This window comes from Streptomyces sp. NBC_00513 (assembly GCF_041431415.1).
GTDB lineage: Bacteria > Actinomycetota > Actinomycetes > Streptomycetales > Streptomycetaceae > Streptomyces.
Genome location: NZ_CP107845.1, coordinates 5,365,960 through 5,383,515 on the forward strand (window position 1 = coordinate 5,365,960; position 17,556 = coordinate 5,383,515).

Consider the following 17,556-nt stretch of genomic DNA (forward strand, 5'->3'; position numbering starts at 1 on the left):
GTGGATGTGAACCGGTGGTCTTGAATGCCGAGACGGCGCCGCACGGACCTCCGGACGGCGACGACGCGCTTGGGAAGGGGCGGAACTACTTCTGCCGCTTGTAGAACGGCAGCGCCACGACCTCGTACGGCTCATGCGTACCGCGAATGTCCACGCCGACACCGGAGGTGCCGGGCGCGGCGTGCGCCGCGTCCACGTACGCCATCGCGATCGGCTTGCCCAGCGTCGGCGACGGGGCGCCCGAGGTGACCTCTCCGACGACCTGCCCGCCCGCGACGACCGGGAACCCGGCGCGCGGGACGCGGCGGCCCTCGGCGATCAGGCCGACCAGCTTGCGCGGCGGGTTGTCGGCGGCGCGCTCGGCGGCGGCCTCCAGCGCCTTGCGGCCGACGAAGTCCACCTCCTTCTCGAACTTCACGACCCGGCCCAGACCCGCGTCGAACGGGGTGAGGGAGGTGGTCAGCTCGTGCCCGTACAGCGGCATGCCCGCCTCCAGGCGCAGGGTGTCGCGGCAGGACAGACCGGCCGGGACCAGGCCGACGCCCGCGCCCGCCTCGGTCAGCGCCTGCCACAGCTCCACCGCGTGCTCCGGGGAGACGAACAGCTCGAAGCCGTCCTCGCCGGTGTAGCCCGTCCGCGCGATCAGCGCGGGCACCCCGGCCACCGTGCCCGGCAGGCCGGCGTAGTACTTCAGGCCGTCCAGGTCGGCGTCGGTCAGCGACTTCAGGATGCCGGGGGACTCCGGGCCCTGCACGGCGATCAGCGCGTACGCGTCGCGGTCGTCACGGACCTCGGCGTCGAAGCCGGCGGCCCGCTCGGTGATCGCGTCCAGGACGACCTGGGCGTTGGAGGCGTTGGCGACGACCATGTACTCGGTCTCGCCCAGGCGGTAGACGATCAGGTCGTCCAGGATCCCGCCGTCCTCCTGACAGATGTGCGTGTAGCGGGCGCGGCCGACGCCGACGGTCGAGATGTTGCCGACCAGCGCGTAGTCGAGGACCTTCACGGCCTCGGGGCCGGTCAGGGTGATCTCGCCCATGTGGGAGAGATCGAAGAGACCGGCCTTGGTGCGCACGGCGTTGTGCTCGTCGCGCTCACTGGCGTAGCGCAGCGGCATGTCCCAGCCCGCGAAGTCGGTCATGGTCGCACCGAGCGAGCGGTGCAGCGCGTCGAGGGCGGTCAGACGGGGGGCAGTGCTCATGGGTGTGGCTCCCGGGTCCCAGGGCATGACATGACGAGGACGATCCTCCCCATCTGTCATCGGAACCTGAGAGGTTCGCCGAGAGTTCCCGCACGAAACGGGACGCGTCGTCGACTTGCACCTTGGGTGGAGCACACGCCGATGCCGTCGGGGACGGCGGCGCGGCTCGCTTTTCAGATCTGCCTCATCCACGCGGTACGGGGCCTGAGAGATTCAAGGGAGGGACTTGCTCCTTCGGCGCCCGGGCACGACCTCACGGCCTGCCGGGACTCTCCCGCGCGGATTCAAGCGGCCGGTATGCAGTTGGTGTCCAGATGGCGCACATCATTGCACGCGACGGCCCGCGACGGGCGTGCGGGCCCGAAAGACCGTGCGTGACCGTGACCGGGCCCGAGCGGGCCCCCGGAACCGGGCATGCCGGATTACCGTCTCTTTACACTCAGTGGGCAAAGGTCCTTGCGACCCGATTCGGGGGAGGCGATCACTGTGGCGGTGCGGAGATTCGGAGTGCTGACGACGACGGGGACCGTGGCGGGAGTGCCGGCGCAGCGGGCCGCCCACGAGAGACCCGCCCGGGCCGGGGGCACCGCCGTGCGCGACCTGCGCGGCCGGGGCGCGCACGGACCGCGCGGGCTCGACTTCGCCGACGGGGACATCGTCGTGGTGTCCGGCCTGCCGGGCGGGGGCAAGAGCACCCTGATCAAGCGGGCCGCGACCGGCGGCATCGACTCCCAGGACACCCGCGAACGCTGGGAGCGGCGCATGCCCGACGCGCTGCCCTACGCGGCCTACCGACCGCTGGTCCGCGTCGCGCACTACCGGGGCCTGTGGCGGGCCCTGCGCTCCGGGGCCTCGGTCGTGGTCCACGACTGCGGCACCCAGACCTGGGTGCGGGGACTGCTCGCCGGGTTCGCCCGACGCCGGAACCGGTCCCTGCACCTGCTGCTCCTCGACACCACCCCGCAGGAGGCCCTGGCCGGGCAGGAGGCACGGGGCCGGCGGGTGTCCGCGTACGCCTTCTCCCGTCACCGCGGCGCGGCGGACCGGCTCCTGCGCGACGCCGAGTCGGGCAGCCTCCCGCGCGGCTGCGCGTCGGTGGTCCTCCTGGACCGCGCCGCCGCCTCGGGCATCACCCGCATCGCCTTCGCCCCCGCGCCGCCCGCCCCCGGCGCCTGACGCGCCGGCCCGGGCGAGGGGGGTCCCCGCCGACCCACTAACCTCGGCACGGCAAAGGTGGCGATGGCAGCGGAGGCGTGGATGCACGGCGGCGGGTGGCCCGACAACGAGCTGGAGCAGGTGCTCGGGGCGGCGCTGGGAGCGGCGGACGCGGGAGCGCGGATCCTGGAGGTCCTCGGCCGCAGCCGGCTCTGGGTGCCGCTGCCGGCCGGTGGCGCGCCCGACGCCGCCGACCTGACCCTCCCGACGATGCAGATCGGCGGCCAGGCGTACGTCCCCGTCTACAGCTCCGAGGCCCAGTTCCGTTTCTGCGTCGGCCCCGGCATGGACTTCGCCGTGGCCCCCGCCGTGGAGTTCGCCCGCGGCCTGCCGCCGCAGATCGGCCTCGCCGTGAACCCGGAGGGTGCCGTCGGCGTCCCGCTGCCCCCGGCCGCCGTCGCGGAACTGTGCCGCACGGGACGGACCCCGCTCGACGGCCCCGCCACCGGCGGCCGCGTCCGCCTCTTCGAGCCGGACTGGCAGCACGACCCGGTGGACTTCCTCGCCGCGGCCGGCGAGGAGTTCCGTGCCACCGGGGTGGTCGCCGCGGCGCACCGCTGCCTGGCCAGCGTGGAGGGCGGGGCGCCCGAGTTGTACATCGGTGTCCGACTGGTGGGATGGGATCCCGGGTCGCGGAACGCGCCGATGGAGGCGCTCGGCCGGGCGCTGGCCCGGGTACCGGCGCCCTGGCCGGTGCAGTTGATCCTCCTGGACGCCGCCGAGGACCCGGTCACGGAGTGGATTCGTGAGCGTGTGCGCCCCTTCTACCTCCCGTAGGGCCGCTTAAGCTGATTACATCTCTTGGCCCCGCTCGCGTGGCCTGGGTAACGGGTGGACGACGGGCGGACGAAGAGGGGTACCGGGTGAGTGCGTCAGGCACGGCCGCGGCCGGGCAGGTCGAGCACATGCTGCGCCAGGTGACTCCCGGGCGCTATGAGAGCTACGAGTCGCTTCTGCACGCCCTGGCCGAGGGCCGGCTGTGGATGTTGTTGTGGCAGGGGCAGCCGGGTTCACCGGACGCCCAGTACGGGGGGATGGAGGTCGACGGGCTCGGATACGCGCCCTGCGTGACCTCCCCGCAGGAACTGGCCGCCAGCGGTTGGAACCGCGGCTACGAGGTGGTCACCGGCCGGGACATCGCCCGCGCCCTCTACCCGGACCGCTGGGGGCTGTGGCTCAACCCGCACGCCCAGGGCGGCGGCCTCGGACTGCCCTGGGCCGACCTCCGCCGGATCGCGACGGGCCTCGACCGGATGCCCGCCGGACCGCTGCGCCTGTCGGAGCCCGCCCTGGAGCTCCCGCAGTTCTACGGTCTGCTCACCCAGCACGCGCACCGCACGCCGGCCGTCCGCTCGCTCCGCAGGGCCTGGGTGCAGCCGTCGCTCGGATCGGCGTACCTCGCCGTCGGGCTCGACCTGTACGACGCCTCCGCGCCCGCGCTGGAGTCCGTCCGGGAGATGATGCGGCAGTCGGTGGGGGCGGTCCCCGAGGGCGTTCCCGTGTGCACCGTCGCGCTGGCCGACGAGCACGACCCGATCGCGATGTGGCTGCGTTCGCAGACCCGCCCCTTCTATGACCGCGAGGGCCAGGCGCCCTCGTACTAGAGCGTCCCCCCGGGCCTCCGTCGGACCGTCGACGGAGGCCTTCCGCGTGCCCCCTTCCCCGGCCTCCCGCGAGAGCGCCCCACCGGGCCCTCTCCAGGGCCTCCCGTCAGGCCGTCCGCGCCCCCGGGGCGTCTTCCGGGGGCCCGCGCGCCCCCGATGTCCGAACGCCGGGACGGGGCGTGGAGAACACCTCGGGCCACCGGCGACCGCCGCCCCTCCACAGCCTTCGTCTTGTCCTGATTTCTTCGGTCTTGTGCGTCCAAAAGGCGTGCGAGTCTTGCGAGTTGGGCGCCATGTCCGGTTCCGTACCGAACAGGCGGTCTTGCTCCGCTGAGACGCGAGTGAAGTCCGGATAACGGGTACCGGGACGTCAGATCACGTTTGCGCATCCATTCATCTGCGGGTCTGGCGGCTGGTCGAGCGCCCGATGAAGACTCCCCACCCAAGAGCCGATCAGTCCTTCGGGACGCGGTTCGGTTCGTTGACTGCACCTGTTGTTTCGCACGGCACTTTCGCAGCACTTCCCGCACTTCCCGCACCTCACACGCGTTGCGCGTGTCCACGCACTCCGAGCGCCACTCCGCACCAACGCCGCCACAGCGGCGGGCATGGGCCGGCACACCCGTCGGCCGAGAGGGGTCCCCACCACGATGACGGCACCACTGCATGACACGGACGCGGAAACACCCGCACCCGTGTCCGTAGCCGACGTCCCTGCCAAGGCCATCGAAGGCCGCTCGCCCGGCCGCATCGCCTGGATGCGGCTCAAGCGCGACAAGGTCGCGCTGACCGGCGGCGTGGTCGTGATCCTCCTGATCCTGGTGGCCGTCTTCGCGCCGCTGATCGTGAGCCTGCTGGGCCATCCGCCCAACGAGTTCCACGAAGACATGCTCGACCCGGACTTCGGGACGCCGCTCGGTTCGTTCGGCGGCATGAGCTCCGACTTCCTGCTGGGCGTCGAACCGACCAACGGGCGCGACGTGTTCAGCCGGATCGTCTACGGCGCCCGCATATCCCTGGTCGTCGCCTTCCTCGCGGCCTTCGTCTCGGTGATCCTCGGCAGCCTGCTCGGCGCGCTCGCCGGATTCCTGGGCGGCTGGGTCGACGGCGTCATCAGCCGCACCATGGACCTGCTGCTGGCCTTCCCGCAGCTGCTGTTCACCATCGCCCTCGTGTCCGTGGTCCCCAACTCCCTCTGGGGGTTCGAGGGTTCGGGCGTCCGAATGGGCGTGCTGATCGTCGTCATCGGCTTCTTCGGCTGGCCGTACATCGGCCGCATCGTCCGAGGACAGACGATCTCCCTGCGTGAACGCGAATACGTCGAGGCCGCGCGCAGCCTCGGGGCGGGCCGCGGCTACATCCTGATCAAGGAGCTGCTGCCCAACCTGGTCGCGCCGATCCTCGTCTACTCGACGCTGATCATCCCGACCAACATCCTGACGGAGGCGGCCCTCAGCTTCCTCGGTGCCGGCGTCAAGCCGCCCACCGCCTCCTGGGGCAAGATGCTGTCCGACGCCGTCCCCATCTACCAGGACGACCCCATGTACATGGTGGTCCCGGGCCTCACGATCTTCATCACCGTCCTGGCGTTCAACCTCTTCGGGGACGGGCTGCGCGACGCACTCGACCCCAAGGGCAGCTGAACCGCTTCTTCGATTCACCACCTATGGAGGTTGGACAACCGTGATCCGCAGAAAGCAGGCACTCGCGATCACCGCCGTGGTCGCCGCCCTGTCGATGACCGCCGCGTGTGGCGGTGGCAAGGACGAGGGCAAGAAGTCCGAGGGCGCGAACGACAAGGGCTACAGCGGTGCCTCCACGGCCCTGGTGAACGCCTCGGACAAGAAGGGCGGCGAGCTGAAGCTCTGGTCGCCCCAGGACGTCGACTACCTCGACCCGGCGCGCGCCTACTACGGTTTCGTGTGGAACCTGCAGCGCCTCTACATCCGCCAGCTCTTCGCGTACGACAGCAAGCCGGGCGCCGCGGGCACCAAGCTGGTCCCGGACCTCGCCGAGGCCGCGCCGGTCCTGAGCAACGACGGCAAGACGTACACCGTCAAGATCAAGGACGGCGTGAAGTTCGAGGACGGCACGCCGATCACCTCGAAGGACTTCAAGTACGGCATCGAGCGCGTCTTCGCGCAGGACGTGCTGTCCGGCGGCCCGACGTACCTGGTCGACCTGCTCGACCAGGGTCAGAAGTACCCGGGCCCGTACAAGGACACCGACCCGAACAAGATGGGTCTGAAGTCGGTCCAGACGCCGGACGACAAGACGATCGTCTTCAACCTGGCCAGCGCCAACTCTGACTTCAACTACCTGCTGGCGATGCCGTCCTCCTCGCCGGTCCCGGCGGCGAAGGACCAGGGCGCGGGCTACACCAACAAGCCCGTCTCCACCGGCCCCTACAAGGTCGAGAGCTTCACCGCGGGCAAGGGCGCCACCTTCGTCCGCAACGAGAACTGGGACCCGAAGACGGACACGATCCGCAAGGGTCTGCCGGACAAGGTCAGCTTCACGGTCACGACCAACCCGGACGACATGGACCAGCGCCTGCTCTCCGGCGACATCGACCTCGCCGTCGACGGCACCGGTGTCCAGCAGGCCGCGAAGAACAAGATCCTCAAGGACGCGAACCTCAAGAAGAACGCGGACAACCCCTTCACGGGCTACATCCGTTACTTCGCCTTCCCGCAGACGGTCGCGCCGTTCGAGAACATCGAGTGCCGCAAGGCCGTCATCTACGCGGCCGACCCGAAGTCGCTGCAGAACGCCCGCGGTGGCCCGACCAGCGGTGACCTCGGCGCGAACATGCTGCCGCCCGGCATCCCCGGCTCGGACAAGTCCTTCGACCCGTGGGGCCTGACCGCCGGCAAGCCGCAGGAGCAGAAGGCCAAGGACGCGCTCAAGGCCTGTGGCAAGCCCGACGGGTTCGAGACCACCATCGCGGTCCGCAACAACCGCGCCCCCGAGGTCAAGACCGCCGAGTCCCTCCAGGCCTCGCTCGCCAAGGTCGGCATCAAGGCCACGATCGACCAGTACGACGGCAAGCTCTCCTCCTCCACGATCGGTTCGCCCGAGAACGTGAAGAAGAAGAACTACGGCATCATCGTCATGGGCTGGGGCGCCGACTACAACTCCGGTTCGGGCTTCCTCCAGCCGCTGGTCGACGGCTCGTTCATCCTGCCGAACGGCAACAACAACTACACGATGCTGGACGACCCCGAGGTCAACGGCCTGTTCGACAAGGCCGCGAACGCCGCCACCCCGGACGCCGCCGCTCCGTTCTACACGGACATCAACAAGAAGATCATGGAGAAGGCTCTCTACCTCCCGATCAACTTCGACAAGGCGCTCATCTACCACAACCCGCGCCTGACGAACGTCTACTTCAACGACTCGATGGGCCGCATCGACCTCGCTGTCCTGGGCGTCGCCAAGTAGTCGTCCCACCGTCCGGCGGCCGCTCCACCGCGGCCGCCGGGCACCAGCAGGCCAGAGCAATTCGCAAGTAAGTGCCTTCACCGCACATGCGCTAGTCCGAAGGGCAGGTGAAGGCCGCAGGCGGCGGCTGTCGTCCCCACAAGGGGCGGCAGCCGCCCGCCCCGGGCGGCCGACTGCAGTGCTCGTCTACCTCATACGGCGGCTGTTCAACGTCGCCGCCACGCTGCTGGTGGTCTCCGTGGTCACCTTCGGCATCTTCTTCGCGGTCCCGAAGCTGACCGGCAGCGATCCCGCGCTCATGTACGCCGGTCGAGAGACCAACGAGACCGCCCTGGCGGGCATCCGCGTGAAGATGGGCTTCGACAAGCCCATCTCCGAGCAGTACTGGGTGTTCCTCAAGGGCATCTTCGTCGGCCGCGACTACGACGGCGGCACCGAGGTCACGCACTGCGCCGCTCCGTGCTTCGGCTACTCCTTCAAGAGCGAGGCCCCCGTCTGGGAGACCATGCTCGACCGCATGCCGGTCACCCTCTCGCTCGCCGTCGGCGCAGCCTTGATCTGGGTGCTCGCGGGTGTGGCCACCGGAGTGGTCTCGGCGCTGAAACGGCGTACGGCCATCGACCGGACCGTCATGATCGGAGCGCTCGCCGGCGTCTCCCTGCCGATCTTCTTCACCGGCATGGTGGCTCCCGCGGTCTTCGTCTACGGCCTCGGCTGGCTGGACGTGTCCAACTACAAACCTCTGACCGAGGATCCACTGGCCTGGCTCAACAGCCTGATCCTGCCCTGGGTCACCCTCGCCTTCCTCTTCGCGGCGACCTACGCCCGCATCACCCGGGCCACCATGCTGGAAGTCCTCGGCGAGGACTACATCCGCACCGCCCGCGCCAAGGGACTCAAGGAGGGCGTGGTCATCCGCAAGCACGCCCTGCGCTCCACCCTCACCCCGATCGTCACGATGTTCGGCCTCGACCTCGGCGGACTCCTCGGCGGCGCGGTGCTCACCGAGACGACCTTCAACTTCCAGGGTCTGGGAACGGCGGCCGTCGCCGCCATCGGCCAGGGCGACCTCCCCGTGATCATGGGTGTCACCCTCCTCGCCGCGCTCTTCGTGGTGATGGCCAACCTGATCGTGGACCTGCTGTACGCCGTCATCGACCCGCGCGTGAGGCTGACGTGACCGAGAACCCCGCCGTTTCGACCGGCACCTCCGGCGAGCCCGCGTTCGTCCCCGAGCAGGCGAAGGGGGAGACCCGCGCCGGCGACTCCTTCCTCTCCGTACGCGACCTCAAGGTCCACTTCCCGACCGACGACGGCCTCGTCAAGTCCGTCGACGGGCTCTCCTTCGACCTGGAGCGCGGCAAGACGCTCGGCATCGTCGGCGAGTCCGGCTCGGGCAAGTCGGTGACCTCGCTGGCCATCATGGGCCTGCACCGCACCGGCAACGCCCGCAGCCGTCCGCACATCTCCGGGCAGGTCGTGCTCGACGGCGAGGACCTGGTCCAGGCCGACGCCGACCACGTGCGCAAGCTGCGCGGGCACAAGATGGCGATGGTCTTCCAGGACCCGCTGTCCGCGATGCACCCGTACTACTCGGTGGGCAAGCAGATCATCGAGGCCTACCGGACCCACCACGACGTCGACAAGAAGACCGCCCGCAAGCGGGCCGTCGAGATGCTCGACCGGGTCGGCATCCCCGAGCCCCACCGGCGCGTGGACGCGTACCCCCACGAGTTCTCCGGCGGCATGCGCCAGCGCGCCATGATCGCCATGGCGCTGGTCAACAACCCCGAACTGCTCATCGCGGACGAGCCCACGACCGCCCTGGACGTCACCGTCCAGGCGCAGATCCTGGACCTCATCCGCGACCTGCAGAAGGAGTTCGGCTCCGCGGTCATCATGATCACGCACGACCTCGGCGTGGTCGCCGAGATGGCCGACGACATCCTCGTGATGTACGGAGGCCGGTGCGTGGAGCGCGGCACCGCCGAGAAGGTCTTCTACGGCCCCCGGCACCCCTACACCTGGGGGCTGCTCGGCTCGATGCCGCGCATCGACCGCGACCAGACCGAGCGGCTGATCCCGGTGAAGGGCTCGCCCCCCAGCCTCATCAACATCCCGAGCGGCTGCGCGTTCAACCCCCGGTGCCCCTACGCCGACGTACCCAAGGGCGGCATCACCCGCACCCAGCGCCCCGAGCTGACCGAGGACGACAGCCGGCACTGGTCCGCCTGCCACATGTCGCAGGAGGAGCGGACCCGGATCTGGACCGAAGAGATTGCGCCGAAGCTGTGACCGACATGAACGAGACGGGCGCGGCGGAGGCCTCCTCCGCGCAGGCCGCGGCGGACACCGCCGAGGAGCCGCTGCTGAAGGTGACCGGGCTGGTCAAGCACTTCCCCATCAACAAGGGGCTGTTGCGCCGCCAGGCCGGCGCCGTCAAGGCCGTGGACGGCATCGACTTCGACGTCCGGCGGGGTGAGACCCTCGGCATCGTCGGCGAGTCCGGCTGCGGCAAGTCCACCATGGGCCGGCTGATCACCCGACTGCTCGAACCGACCGGCGGAAAGGTCGAGTTCGAGGGCCGGGACATCACGCACCTGAGCGTCGCGGGCATGCGCCCGCTGCGCCGCGACGTGCAGATGATCTTCCAGGACCCGTACGGCTCGCTGAACCCCCGCCACACGGTGGGCACGATCGTCGGGGCGCCCTTCAAGCTCCAGAAGGTCACCCCCGAGGGCGGCGTCAAGGCCGAGGTCCAGCGGCTGCTCTCGCTGGTGGGCCTCAACCCCGAGCACTACAACCGCTACCCGCACGAGTTCTCCGGCGGTCAGCGGCAGCGCATCGGCATCGCGCGGGCCCTGGCCCTCAAGCCGAAGCTCGTCGTCGCCGACGAGCCGGTGTCGGCGCTGGACGTCTCGATCCAGGCCCAGGTGGTGAACCTGCTGGACGACCTCCAGGAGGAACTCGGCCTCACGTACGTGATCATCGCGCACGACCTGTCGGTCATCCGGCACGTCTCGGACCGCATCGCGGTGATGTACCTCGGCAAGATCGTGGAGCTGGCCGACCGCAAGTCGCTGTACGAGGCGCCGATGCACCCCTACACGACCGCGCTCATGTCGGCGGTGCCGGTGCCGGACCCGAGGCGGCGTGGCGCGAAGAGCGGGCGCATCCTGCTCAAGGGCGACGTCCCGTCGCCGATCTCGCCGCCGAGCGGCTGCCGGTTCCACACCCGGTGCTGGAAGGCCACCGAGCTGTGCACCACGCAGGAGCCGCCGCTGGTGGCCCTGAAGACGGGGCACCAGGTCGCCTGCCACCACCCGGAGAACGCGCCGGACCAGGCGCCGGGCGACAAGGCCCTGCCGGGCGCCGCCGAAGTGGTGGACACCCCGACGGTGTAGCGGGTCGTGACGATGGTCTGGCGGGTCGTGTCCACGGTCCGGCGGGCCATGTCGACGGTCTGGCGGGTCGTGTCTACGGTTCGGCGGGTCGAGACGACCCGGTGGGTCGCGTCTACGGTCCGGCGGGTCGCGTCGATGGTCCGCCGGGCGATGTCTACGGTCCGGCGGGTCGAGACGGCCCGGAGGTGTCCGACCCCGGAGTAGCGGCCGGGGTCGGGTGTGGTGCCGGGGTCCTCGGGCGTACGCGTCCGGGAACCCCGGCACCACTGTGCGTTCCCCGGCCGTGTGCCCCGGCGGCCTGGCGGCCCGGTGCCCCGGCGGCCAGACGCCCGGCGGCCGCTGTCCGCCGCCGCGGTTCGTCACCGTTCGCCGCCGTCCATCCGCCCGGCGGGCGGACGGCACAATGGGGGCGTGCTCCACGATCTCTTCCCGCCCGGCATCCAGCACGCCCTGGACCTCGCGGGCATTTTTGTCTTCGCCACCGCGGGCGCCCTGCTCGCCGTGCGCAAGAACTTCGACATCTTCGGCATCGCCGTGCTCGCCCTCGTCACCGCCCTCGGCGGAGGTCTCTTCCGCGATCTCGTCATCGGCGCCGTCCCGCCCGCCGCCTTCGGGGAACTCAGCTTCTTCGTGACTCCGCTGATCGCCGCCGGGCTCGTCTTCTTCCTGCACCCCGAGGTCCAGCGGATCAACCGCGCCATCAACGTCTTCGACGCGGCCGGCCTCGGACTGTTCTGTGTCACGGGCACGACCAAGGCGTACGAGTACGGCCTCGGCCTGACCGCGTCCGCCTCGCTGGGGCTGGCCACGGCGGTCGGGGGAGGCGTGCTGCGCGACGTGCTGGTCAACGAGGTGCCCTCGCTGCTGCGCGACCGCGAGATGTACGCGGTGCCCGCGGTCGTCGGCGCGTCGATGGTGGCCCTCTTCATCGCCTTCGACACGCTCAACGCGCTCACCACCGCCGCCGCGATCATCACCACGTTCGTGCTCCGTCTGCTCGCGATCCGGTACCACTGGCGGGCGCCGCTGGCCTGGAACCGCCGGTCCGCCGTGGCCGAAGAGCCGTAACGCGCACGTAGCAATAGAAAGCTACCGCTTAGTAGCATGCCGGTGTACCGTCGTTTTCATGTCACATGCAGCGGCCCAGGCATCCATCGGCGACAGCGAGTTCGACCGCGACACCACCCTCTCCGCCCGCGCGGACGAGCCCGGGGTGTACGACGCTGAACTCAGCGCCGGCTGGACGATCATCACCGCCGTCAACGGCGGATATCTGTTGGCTCTGGTCGGTCGGGCCCTGTCGGCGGCCCTGCCGCATCCCGACCCCTTCACCGTCTCCGCCCACTACCTGACCTCCTCCGTGCCCGGCCCCGCCGTGATCCGCACGCAGGTCGTCCGGATCGGGCGCACCCTGTCGACCGGCCAGGCGTCCCTCTTCCAGTACGACGAGAGCGGCGCCGAGATCGAGCGGATCCGCGTCCTCGCCTCCTACGGGGAACTGTCCGCCCTGCCCGACTCCGTGCACACCACCGCGCTGCCGCCGGTCATGCCCGCGTACGAGGACTGCCTCGGCGCGGAGGCCGGCCCCGCGCCGATCCCCGGGAGCTCCGCCATCGTGGACCGGCTCCGGCTGCGGCTGGACCCGGCGACGGCGGGCTGGGCGGTCGGGGCGCCGTCGGGCAAGGGCGAGATGCGGGCCTGGTTCGAGCTCGCCGACGGCCGTGACGCCGACCCGCTGTCGCTCCTGCTGGCGGTGGACGCGCTGCCGCCGACCGCCTTCGACCTCGGCCTGATCGGCTGGGCACCGACGGTCGAGCTCACCACCCACATCCGCCACCGCCCCGCGCCAGGCCCGCTGCGGGTGGCCATCACCACCCGCAACCTGGCCGGGGGCTTCCTGGAGGAGGACGCCGAGGTCTGGGACTCGACGGACCGACTCGTGGCCCAGTCCCGCCAGCTGGCCCGCGCCCCGCGCCAGACGTCCTGACCCGGAGGGTCGAAGCCGGGTTCCGGGGGCCGGGCGCCGGGGTCGGGTGTCAGAGCCGTGCACTGCGGCCTGGCATTGCGGCGGGCGTATGCGATACGGCGTCCCGGCGTGCCCGGCCGTGCGGCCAAGCCTGCCCGGCGTGCGGTCGGCCCCGCGCGGGGCCCGGGGGTGCTGCTCCGCCCTTGCCCGGGTCGGGGCGTTGCCTCAGCCTGCTCGGTCCGGCGCGGCCGGCCCGTGCTGCCAAGCCTGCCCGGCCTGGGTTCCGCCGGCCCGGCGTGCGGTCGGCCCCGCCCGGGGACGGCGCGTGCCGGGGCGGGCGGGCACCCTCGCCCTCGCCCCGTCCGCCCCGGGCCCGGGGGTGCCGCCCCACCCCGCTCCGCCCGGGCCCGGCCGGGGGTGCCGCCCCGCCCGGGTCGGGGCCTCGTGCCCGGTGGCAGGTGCCCCCGGCCCCACCACCACCGCCCCCGCGCGTCGCGCGCGTCACCGCCACGCCACCCCGCCCCGCCGGGGATCGCGCCGGCGGGGGGACCGCATGGGGTTCGGCGCGTCGGGGGGCTCGTAGAATCGGGGGATCATGGCCTACCTCGACCACGCCGCAACCACCCCGATGCTGCCGGAGGCCGCTGCGGCGATGACCGCGCAGTTCGCCGCCACGGGTAACGCGTCCTCCCTCCACGCCGCCGGCCGCCGCGCCCGCCGTACCGTCGAGGAGGCTCGCGAGGCCCTCGCCGAGGCCCTCGGCGCGCGCCCGAGCGAGGTGGTCTTCACCGCCGGCGGCACGGAGGCCGACAACCTCGCCGTCAAGGGCCTCTACTGGGCCCGCCGCGACCAGGACCCGACCCGTACCCGCGTGCTCACCAGCCCCGTCGAGCACCACGCCGTCCTCGACGCCGTCCACTGGCTCGCCGAGCACGAGGGGGCCCGGGTCGAGTACCTTCCGGTGGACCACCACGGGCGTGTGCACCCCGACGCCTTCCGGGAGGCGATCGAGCGTAACCCCTCCGACGTCGCCCTGGCCACCGTGATGTGGGCCAACAACGAGATCGGCACGGTCTTCCCCGTACGGGAACTCGCCGACATCGCCGGGGAGTTCGGGATCCCGCTGCACTCCGACGCCGTCCAGGCCGTCGGTCAGCTCGACGTCCGCTTCGGCGACAGCGGCCTCGCCGCCATGACCGTCAGCGGCCACAAGGTGGGCGGCCCGTACGGCATCGGCGCCCTGCTGCTCGGCCGGGACCAGACCCCCGTCCCCGTCCTGCACGGAGGCGGCCAGGAGCGGCACGTCCGGTCCGGGACCCTCGACGTGCCGGCCATCGCCGCCTTCGCGGTGGCCGCCGTCCTCGCCGCCGAGCGGCGCGAACGGTTCGCCGTCGAGATCGGCGCCCTGCGCGACGAGCTGATCGCCGCCGTCCTGCGGGAGGTGCCCGACGCCGTGCTCGGCGGAGACCCCGTGGACCGGCTGCCCGCCAACGCCCACTTCAGCTTCCCAGGCTGCGAGGGCGACTCCCTGCTGCTCCTCCTCGACGCCCAGGGCATCGAGTGCTCCACCGGTTCCGCCTGCACCGCCGGCGTGGCCCAGCCCAGCCACGTGCTGCTCGCCACCGGCACCGATCCGCTGCTGGCCCGGGGCACCCTGCGGTTCTCCCTCGGCCACACCTCCACCAAGGAGGACGTCGCCGCGGTCGCCGCCGCCATCGGCCCCGCCGTCGCCCGCGCCCGCACGGCCGGACTCAGCTAGGCCGGCTCCGTCGTAGGCAGCGCCCCGGGCCGGCCCGGAATCCGGGGCGGAGGCCGGTCGGGTCGCGCTCCCCGGATCAGCCGGTCGCCGGCTTGCGCGCCAAGGCTTCCCCGACCATGCGGACGTACCGGTTCCAGTCCCAGTGGCGGCCCGGGTCCGTGTGATCGGCACCCGGCACCTCGGAGTGGCCCACGATGTGCTCGCGGTCGGCGGGTATGTCGTACCTCCGGCAGACATCGGCGGCCAGCTCGGCCGAGGCCGCGTACATCGCGTCCGTGAAGTCCTGCGGCCGGTCCACGAAGCCCACGTGCTCGATGCCGACACTGCGCTCGTTCATGGACCGGTTCCCGGCGTGGAAGGCCACGTCCAGCTCGCGCACCATCTGCTCGACATGACCGTCCTGGCGGACTATGTAGTGCGCCGACGCCTTGTGCCACGGGTTCTTGAAGGCGTCCACCGAGGACTCGAACCCGCCCTGTGTGACATGCACGACAATCCGGTCCACGCGGTAGTCGTCGGGCCGGTCCGCCAGCCGCCAGTTCGCCGGCGAGGCCGCCGTCCAGTTCGCCGCCGCGTAGTCCAGCTCGCCCTCCTTGCGCGGCTTGGACACCCCGGGCAGCAGCCACCAGGCGCGTCTGAGCTCGTCCTGCCCGATGACGGCGGCGGTCGCGATCACCCCGAGCCCTCCGAACAGCACGGCCCTGCGGGTCCGGCCCGACCCCTTGCCGGCCGCCTTGCCCGGAGCCGCGTCCCGTGTCTTCCCACCCTCACGCACCATGCGATCCACCCCCCGACCCGACAACGCGCCGTGACCGCGCGCGGTTCCCCGTACCCTGGACGGTGCCATGACTGAGAACCTGCCGCGCACCGCCCGCCCCCTCCGCGTCCTCGCCGCCATGTCCGGCGGGGTGGACTCCGCCGTCGCCGCCGCCCGCGCCGTGGAAGCCGGGCACGACGTCACGGGCGTCCACCTGGCGCTCTCCGCGAACCCCCAGTCCTTCCGGACCGGCGCCCGCGGCTGTTGCACCATCGAGGACTCCCGCGACGCCCGTCGCGCCGCCGACGTCATCGGCATCCCCTTCTACGTCTGGGACCTCGCCGAGCGCTTCCGCGAGGACGTGGTCGAGGACTTCATCTCCGAGTACGAGGCCGGGCGCACTCCGAACCCCTGCCTGCGCTGCAACGAGAAGATCAAGTTCGCGGCGCTGCTCGACAAGGCCCTCGCCCTCGGGTTCGACGCCGTCTGCACGGGCCACTACGCCACCGTCGTCCTGAATGACGACGGCGCGCGCGAACTCCACCGCGCCTCCGACATGGCCAAGGACCAGTCGTACGTGCTCGGCGTCCTCGACGAGAAGCAGCTCGCCCACGCCCTCTTCCCGCTCGGCGACACCCTCACCACCAAGGAAGAGATCCGCGCCGAGGCCGAGCGGCGCGGCCTCGCCGTCGCGAAGAAGCCCGACAGCCACGACATCTGCTTCATCGCCGACGGCGACACCCAGGGCTTCCTCGCGAACCGCCTGGGCAAGGCCGAGGGCGACATCGTCGACGAGAGCGGCGAGAAGGTCGGCACCCACGAGGGCGCCTTCGGTTTCACCATCGGCCAGCGCAAGGGCCTGCGGATCGGCCACCCCGCCGCCGACGGCAAGCCGCGCTACGTCCTCGACATCTCTCCGGTGAACAACACCGTCACCGTCGGCCCCGTCGAGGCCCTCGACGTCGGCGCCCTCACCGCGATCCGCCCCCGCTGGTGCGGTTCCACGGCCGCCGCCCCCGGCACGTACACCGCGCAGCTGCGCGCCCACGGCGGCGAGACCGAGGTCTTCGCCGAACTCGTGGACGACGAGCTGCGCGTCTCCTTCACCGAGCCGGTCCGCGGCGTGGCCCCCGGCCAGGCGATCGTGCTGTACGACGGCACCCGCGTGGTCGGTTCCGCCACCATCGCCACGACCGAGCGGACTTCCGCCGCCGTGTGAGCCCGGCGGCCGGGGCTCAGGCCACCGTCAGGACGATCTTGCCGGTGGTGCGGCCCCGCTCGCCGATCTCGTGGGCCTTCGCGGCCTGCTCCAGCGGCAGCACCGTGTCGACCAGCGGCTTCAGCAGGCCCTGCTCGACCAGGGCGGCGATGCCCTCCAGGCCCTTGAGGTCGGGCTCCACCAGCAGCCAGGTGGCGTGCACGCCCTCGGCGTCGGCCGGGAGGCCGTCGGGGCCCGGCAGGGTCACCAGGTGCCCGCCCGGCTTGAGTACCTTCAGCGAACGCTGCCCGTGGTCCCCGCCCATCGTGTCGATCACCACGTCGATGTCGGAGACGACGTCCTCGAAGTCCGCGGTGCGGTAGTCGATCACCTCGTCGGCGCCCAGGTCGCGCAGCAGCGCGTGCTTGGCGGCGCTCGCGGTGCCGATCACGTACGCGCCGCGGGCCTTGGCGATCTGCACGGCCAGGTGGCCGACGCCGCCGGCCGCCGCGTGCACCAGGACCCGCTGACCGGCCGAGACCCCGGCCGTGTCGACCAGCGCCTGCCAGGCGGTCAGGGCCGCCAGCGGCAGCGCGGCCGCCTCCACGTGGTCCAGCGAGGCGGGCTTGCGGGCGAAGTGCCGGGCGGGAGCGGTCACGTACTCGGCGTACGCGCCGGCCTGCTGCGGGAAGCGGGGCATCCCGTACACCTCGTCGCCCACCCGGTACAGGGTCACGCCCGGTCCGACGGCCTCGACGGTGCCCGACACGTCCCAGCCGACGGCCGGCACCGGCCCCCAGGGGATCAGGCCGCCGCTCTCGCGGGTCTTCCAGTCCACCGGGTTCACGCCGGCGGCGCGGACCCGCACGAGCACCTCGCCCATGCCGGGCTCCGGGCGCTCGATCTCCCTCTCGACGAGAACCTCGGGTCCGCCCCACTGGCTGACGACGACGGCGCGCATGGATGTCTCCTTTGGTGTTGCCTCTACGGGTATCAGCCGGTTTCCCC

General features: G+C 71.6%; 15 protein-coding genes and 1 riboswitch. Of the genes, 12 read left to right on the plus strand and 3 right to left on the minus strand.

Going from position 1 to position 17,556, the window contains the following annotated elements:
* Positions 1-85: 85 nt before the first annotated feature.
* A complete protein-coding gene (gene gcvT, locus OHA84_RS24905) occupies positions 86-1,201 on the minus strand; it encodes a glycine cleavage system aminomethyltransferase GcvT (protein WP_053677601.1) in 1,116 nt (371 codons plus the stop codon).
* 183 nt (positions 1,202-1,384) lie between these two features.
* Positions 1,385-1,488, minus strand: a riboswitch (glycine riboswitch).
* Positions 1,489-1,708: 220 nt separating this feature from the next.
* On the opposite strand from gcvT, the gene OHA84_RS24910 reads away from it, so the two are divergent.
* The 11 genes from OHA84_RS24910 (at position 1,709) to OHA84_RS24960 (ending at position 14,593) form a co-directional block, all read left to right on the plus strand.
* Positions 1,709-2,377, plus strand: a complete 669-nt coding sequence (locus tag OHA84_RS24910) for an AAA family ATPase (RefSeq protein WP_371591452.1) — start codon at positions 1,709-1,711, stop codon at positions 2,375-2,377.
* A gap of 63 nt (positions 2,378-2,440) precedes the next feature.
* Positions 2,441-3,193, plus strand: a complete 753-nt coding sequence (locus tag OHA84_RS24915; protein ID WP_234349997.1) for an enhanced serine sensitivity protein SseB — start codon at positions 2,441-2,443, stop codon at positions 3,191-3,193.
* An 86-nt stretch (positions 3,194-3,279) separates the two neighbouring features.
* Complete coding sequence (locus OHA84_RS24920) at positions 3,280-4,020, plus strand: enhanced serine sensitivity protein SseB C-terminal domain-containing protein (protein WP_266950027.1); 741 nt, start codon at positions 3,280-3,282, stop codon at positions 4,018-4,020.
* A 650-nt stretch (positions 4,021-4,670) separates the two neighbouring features.
* Positions 4,671-5,663, plus strand: coding sequence for an ABC transporter permease (locus OHA84_RS24925; protein WP_053677608.1), 993 nt, complete (start codon positions 4,671-4,673; stop codon positions 5,661-5,663).
* A 94-nt stretch (positions 5,664-5,757) separates the two neighbouring features.
* A complete protein-coding gene (locus OHA84_RS24930; protein WP_078998803.1) occupies positions 5,758-7,464 on the plus strand; it encodes an ABC transporter substrate-binding protein in 1,707 nt (568 codons plus the stop codon).
* A gap of 178 nt (positions 7,465-7,642) precedes the next feature.
* Positions 7,643-8,644, plus strand: a complete 1,002-nt coding sequence (locus OHA84_RS24935) for an ABC transporter permease (protein ID WP_053677612.1) — start codon at positions 7,643-7,645, stop codon at positions 8,642-8,644.
* Entirely contained in the window at positions 8,641-9,759 is a 1,119-nt protein-coding gene (locus tag OHA84_RS24940) for an ABC transporter ATP-binding protein (RefSeq protein ID WP_266950028.1), read from the plus strand. The genes OHA84_RS24935 and OHA84_RS24940 overlap by 4 nt, the downstream gene beginning before the upstream one ends.
* Positions 9,760-9,764: 5 nt before the next feature.
* The gene (locus OHA84_RS24945; protein ID WP_107089161.1) at positions 9,765-10,868 is read left to right on the plus strand and encodes an ABC transporter ATP-binding protein; all 1,104 of its coding nucleotides are present in this window, start codon (positions 9,765-9,767) and stop codon (positions 10,866-10,868) included.
* 411 nt (positions 10,869-11,279) lie between these two features.
* Positions 11,280-11,936: a trimeric intracellular cation channel family protein gene (locus OHA84_RS24950; protein ID WP_266950029.1), complete on the plus strand. Its 657-nt coding sequence runs from the start codon at positions 11,280-11,282 to the stop codon at positions 11,934-11,936.
* Between the two features lie 58 nt (positions 11,937-11,994).
* Entirely contained in the window at positions 11,995-12,855 is an 861-nt protein-coding gene (locus OHA84_RS24955; RefSeq protein WP_266969693.1) for a thioesterase family protein, read from the plus strand.
* Between the two features lie 574 nt (positions 12,856-13,429).
* Positions 13,430-14,593 carry a cysteine desulfurase family protein gene (locus OHA84_RS24960; RefSeq protein ID WP_266969692.1) on the plus strand — a complete coding sequence of 388 codons (1,164 nt, stop codon included), beginning with the start codon at positions 13,430-13,432 and terminating at the stop codon, positions 14,591-14,593.
* A gap of 76 nt (positions 14,594-14,669) precedes the next feature.
* Here OHA84_RS24960 and OHA84_RS24965 read toward each other — a convergent pair whose 3' ends face one another.
* Positions 14,670-15,371: an N-acetylmuramoyl-L-alanine amidase gene (locus OHA84_RS24965; protein ID WP_266969690.1), complete on the minus strand. Its 702-nt coding sequence runs from the start codon at positions 15,369-15,371 to the stop codon at positions 14,670-14,672.
* Between the two features lie 67 nt (positions 15,372-15,438).
* On the opposite strand from OHA84_RS24965, the gene mnmA reads away from it, so the two are divergent.
* Positions 15,439-16,569, plus strand: a complete 1,131-nt coding sequence (gene mnmA, locus OHA84_RS24970) for a tRNA 2-thiouridine(34) synthase MnmA (protein ID WP_266969688.1) — start codon at positions 15,439-15,441, stop codon at positions 16,567-16,569.
* A 16-nt stretch (positions 16,570-16,585) separates the two neighbouring features.
* Here the strand turns inward: mnmA and OHA84_RS24975 are convergent, their stop codons facing one another.
* Positions 16,586-17,509 (minus strand): NADP-dependent oxidoreductase, encoded by a 924-nt coding sequence (locus tag OHA84_RS24975; protein WP_053677631.1) that lies wholly within the window; start codon positions 17,507-17,509, stop codon positions 16,586-16,588.
* Between the last annotated feature and the right edge of the window lie 47 nt (positions 17,510-17,556).

Coding starts and splice junctions, on each gene's coding strand:
- OHA84_RS24955 (WP_266969693.1), top strand. CDS start 11,995: ATGTCACATGCAGCGGCCCAGGCATCCATCGGCGACAGCGAGTTCGAC.
- OHA84_RS24965 (WP_266969690.1), bottom strand. CDS start 15,371: ATGGTGCGTGAGGGTGGGAAGACACGGGACGCGGCTCCGGGCAAGGCG.
- OHA84_RS24925 (WP_053677608.1), top strand. CDS start 4,671: ATGACGGCACCACTGCATGACACGGACGCGGAAACACCCGCACCCGTG.
- mnmA (WP_266969688.1), top strand. CDS start 15,439: ATGACTGAGAACCTGCCGCGCACCGCCCGCCCCCTCCGCGTCCTCGCC.
- OHA84_RS24915 (WP_234349997.1), top strand. CDS start 2,441: ATGGCAGCGGAGGCGTGGATGCACGGCGGCGGGTGGCCCGACAACGAG.
- OHA84_RS24945 (WP_107089161.1), top strand. CDS start 9,765: ATGAACGAGACGGGCGCGGCGGAGGCCTCCTCCGCGCAGGCCGCGGCG.
- gcvT (WP_053677601.1), bottom strand. CDS start 1,201: ATGAGCACTGCCCCCCGTCTGACCGCCCTCGACGCGCTGCACCGCTCG.
- OHA84_RS24960 (WP_266969692.1), top strand. CDS start 13,430: ATGGCCTACCTCGACCACGCCGCAACCACCCCGATGCTGCCGGAGGCC.
- OHA84_RS24930 (WP_078998803.1), top strand. CDS start 5,758: ATGACCGCCGCGTGTGGCGGTGGCAAGGACGAGGGCAAGAAGTCCGAG.
- OHA84_RS24975 (WP_053677631.1), bottom strand. CDS start 17,509: ATGCGCGCCGTCGTCGTCAGCCAGTGGGGCGGACCCGAGGTTCTCGTC.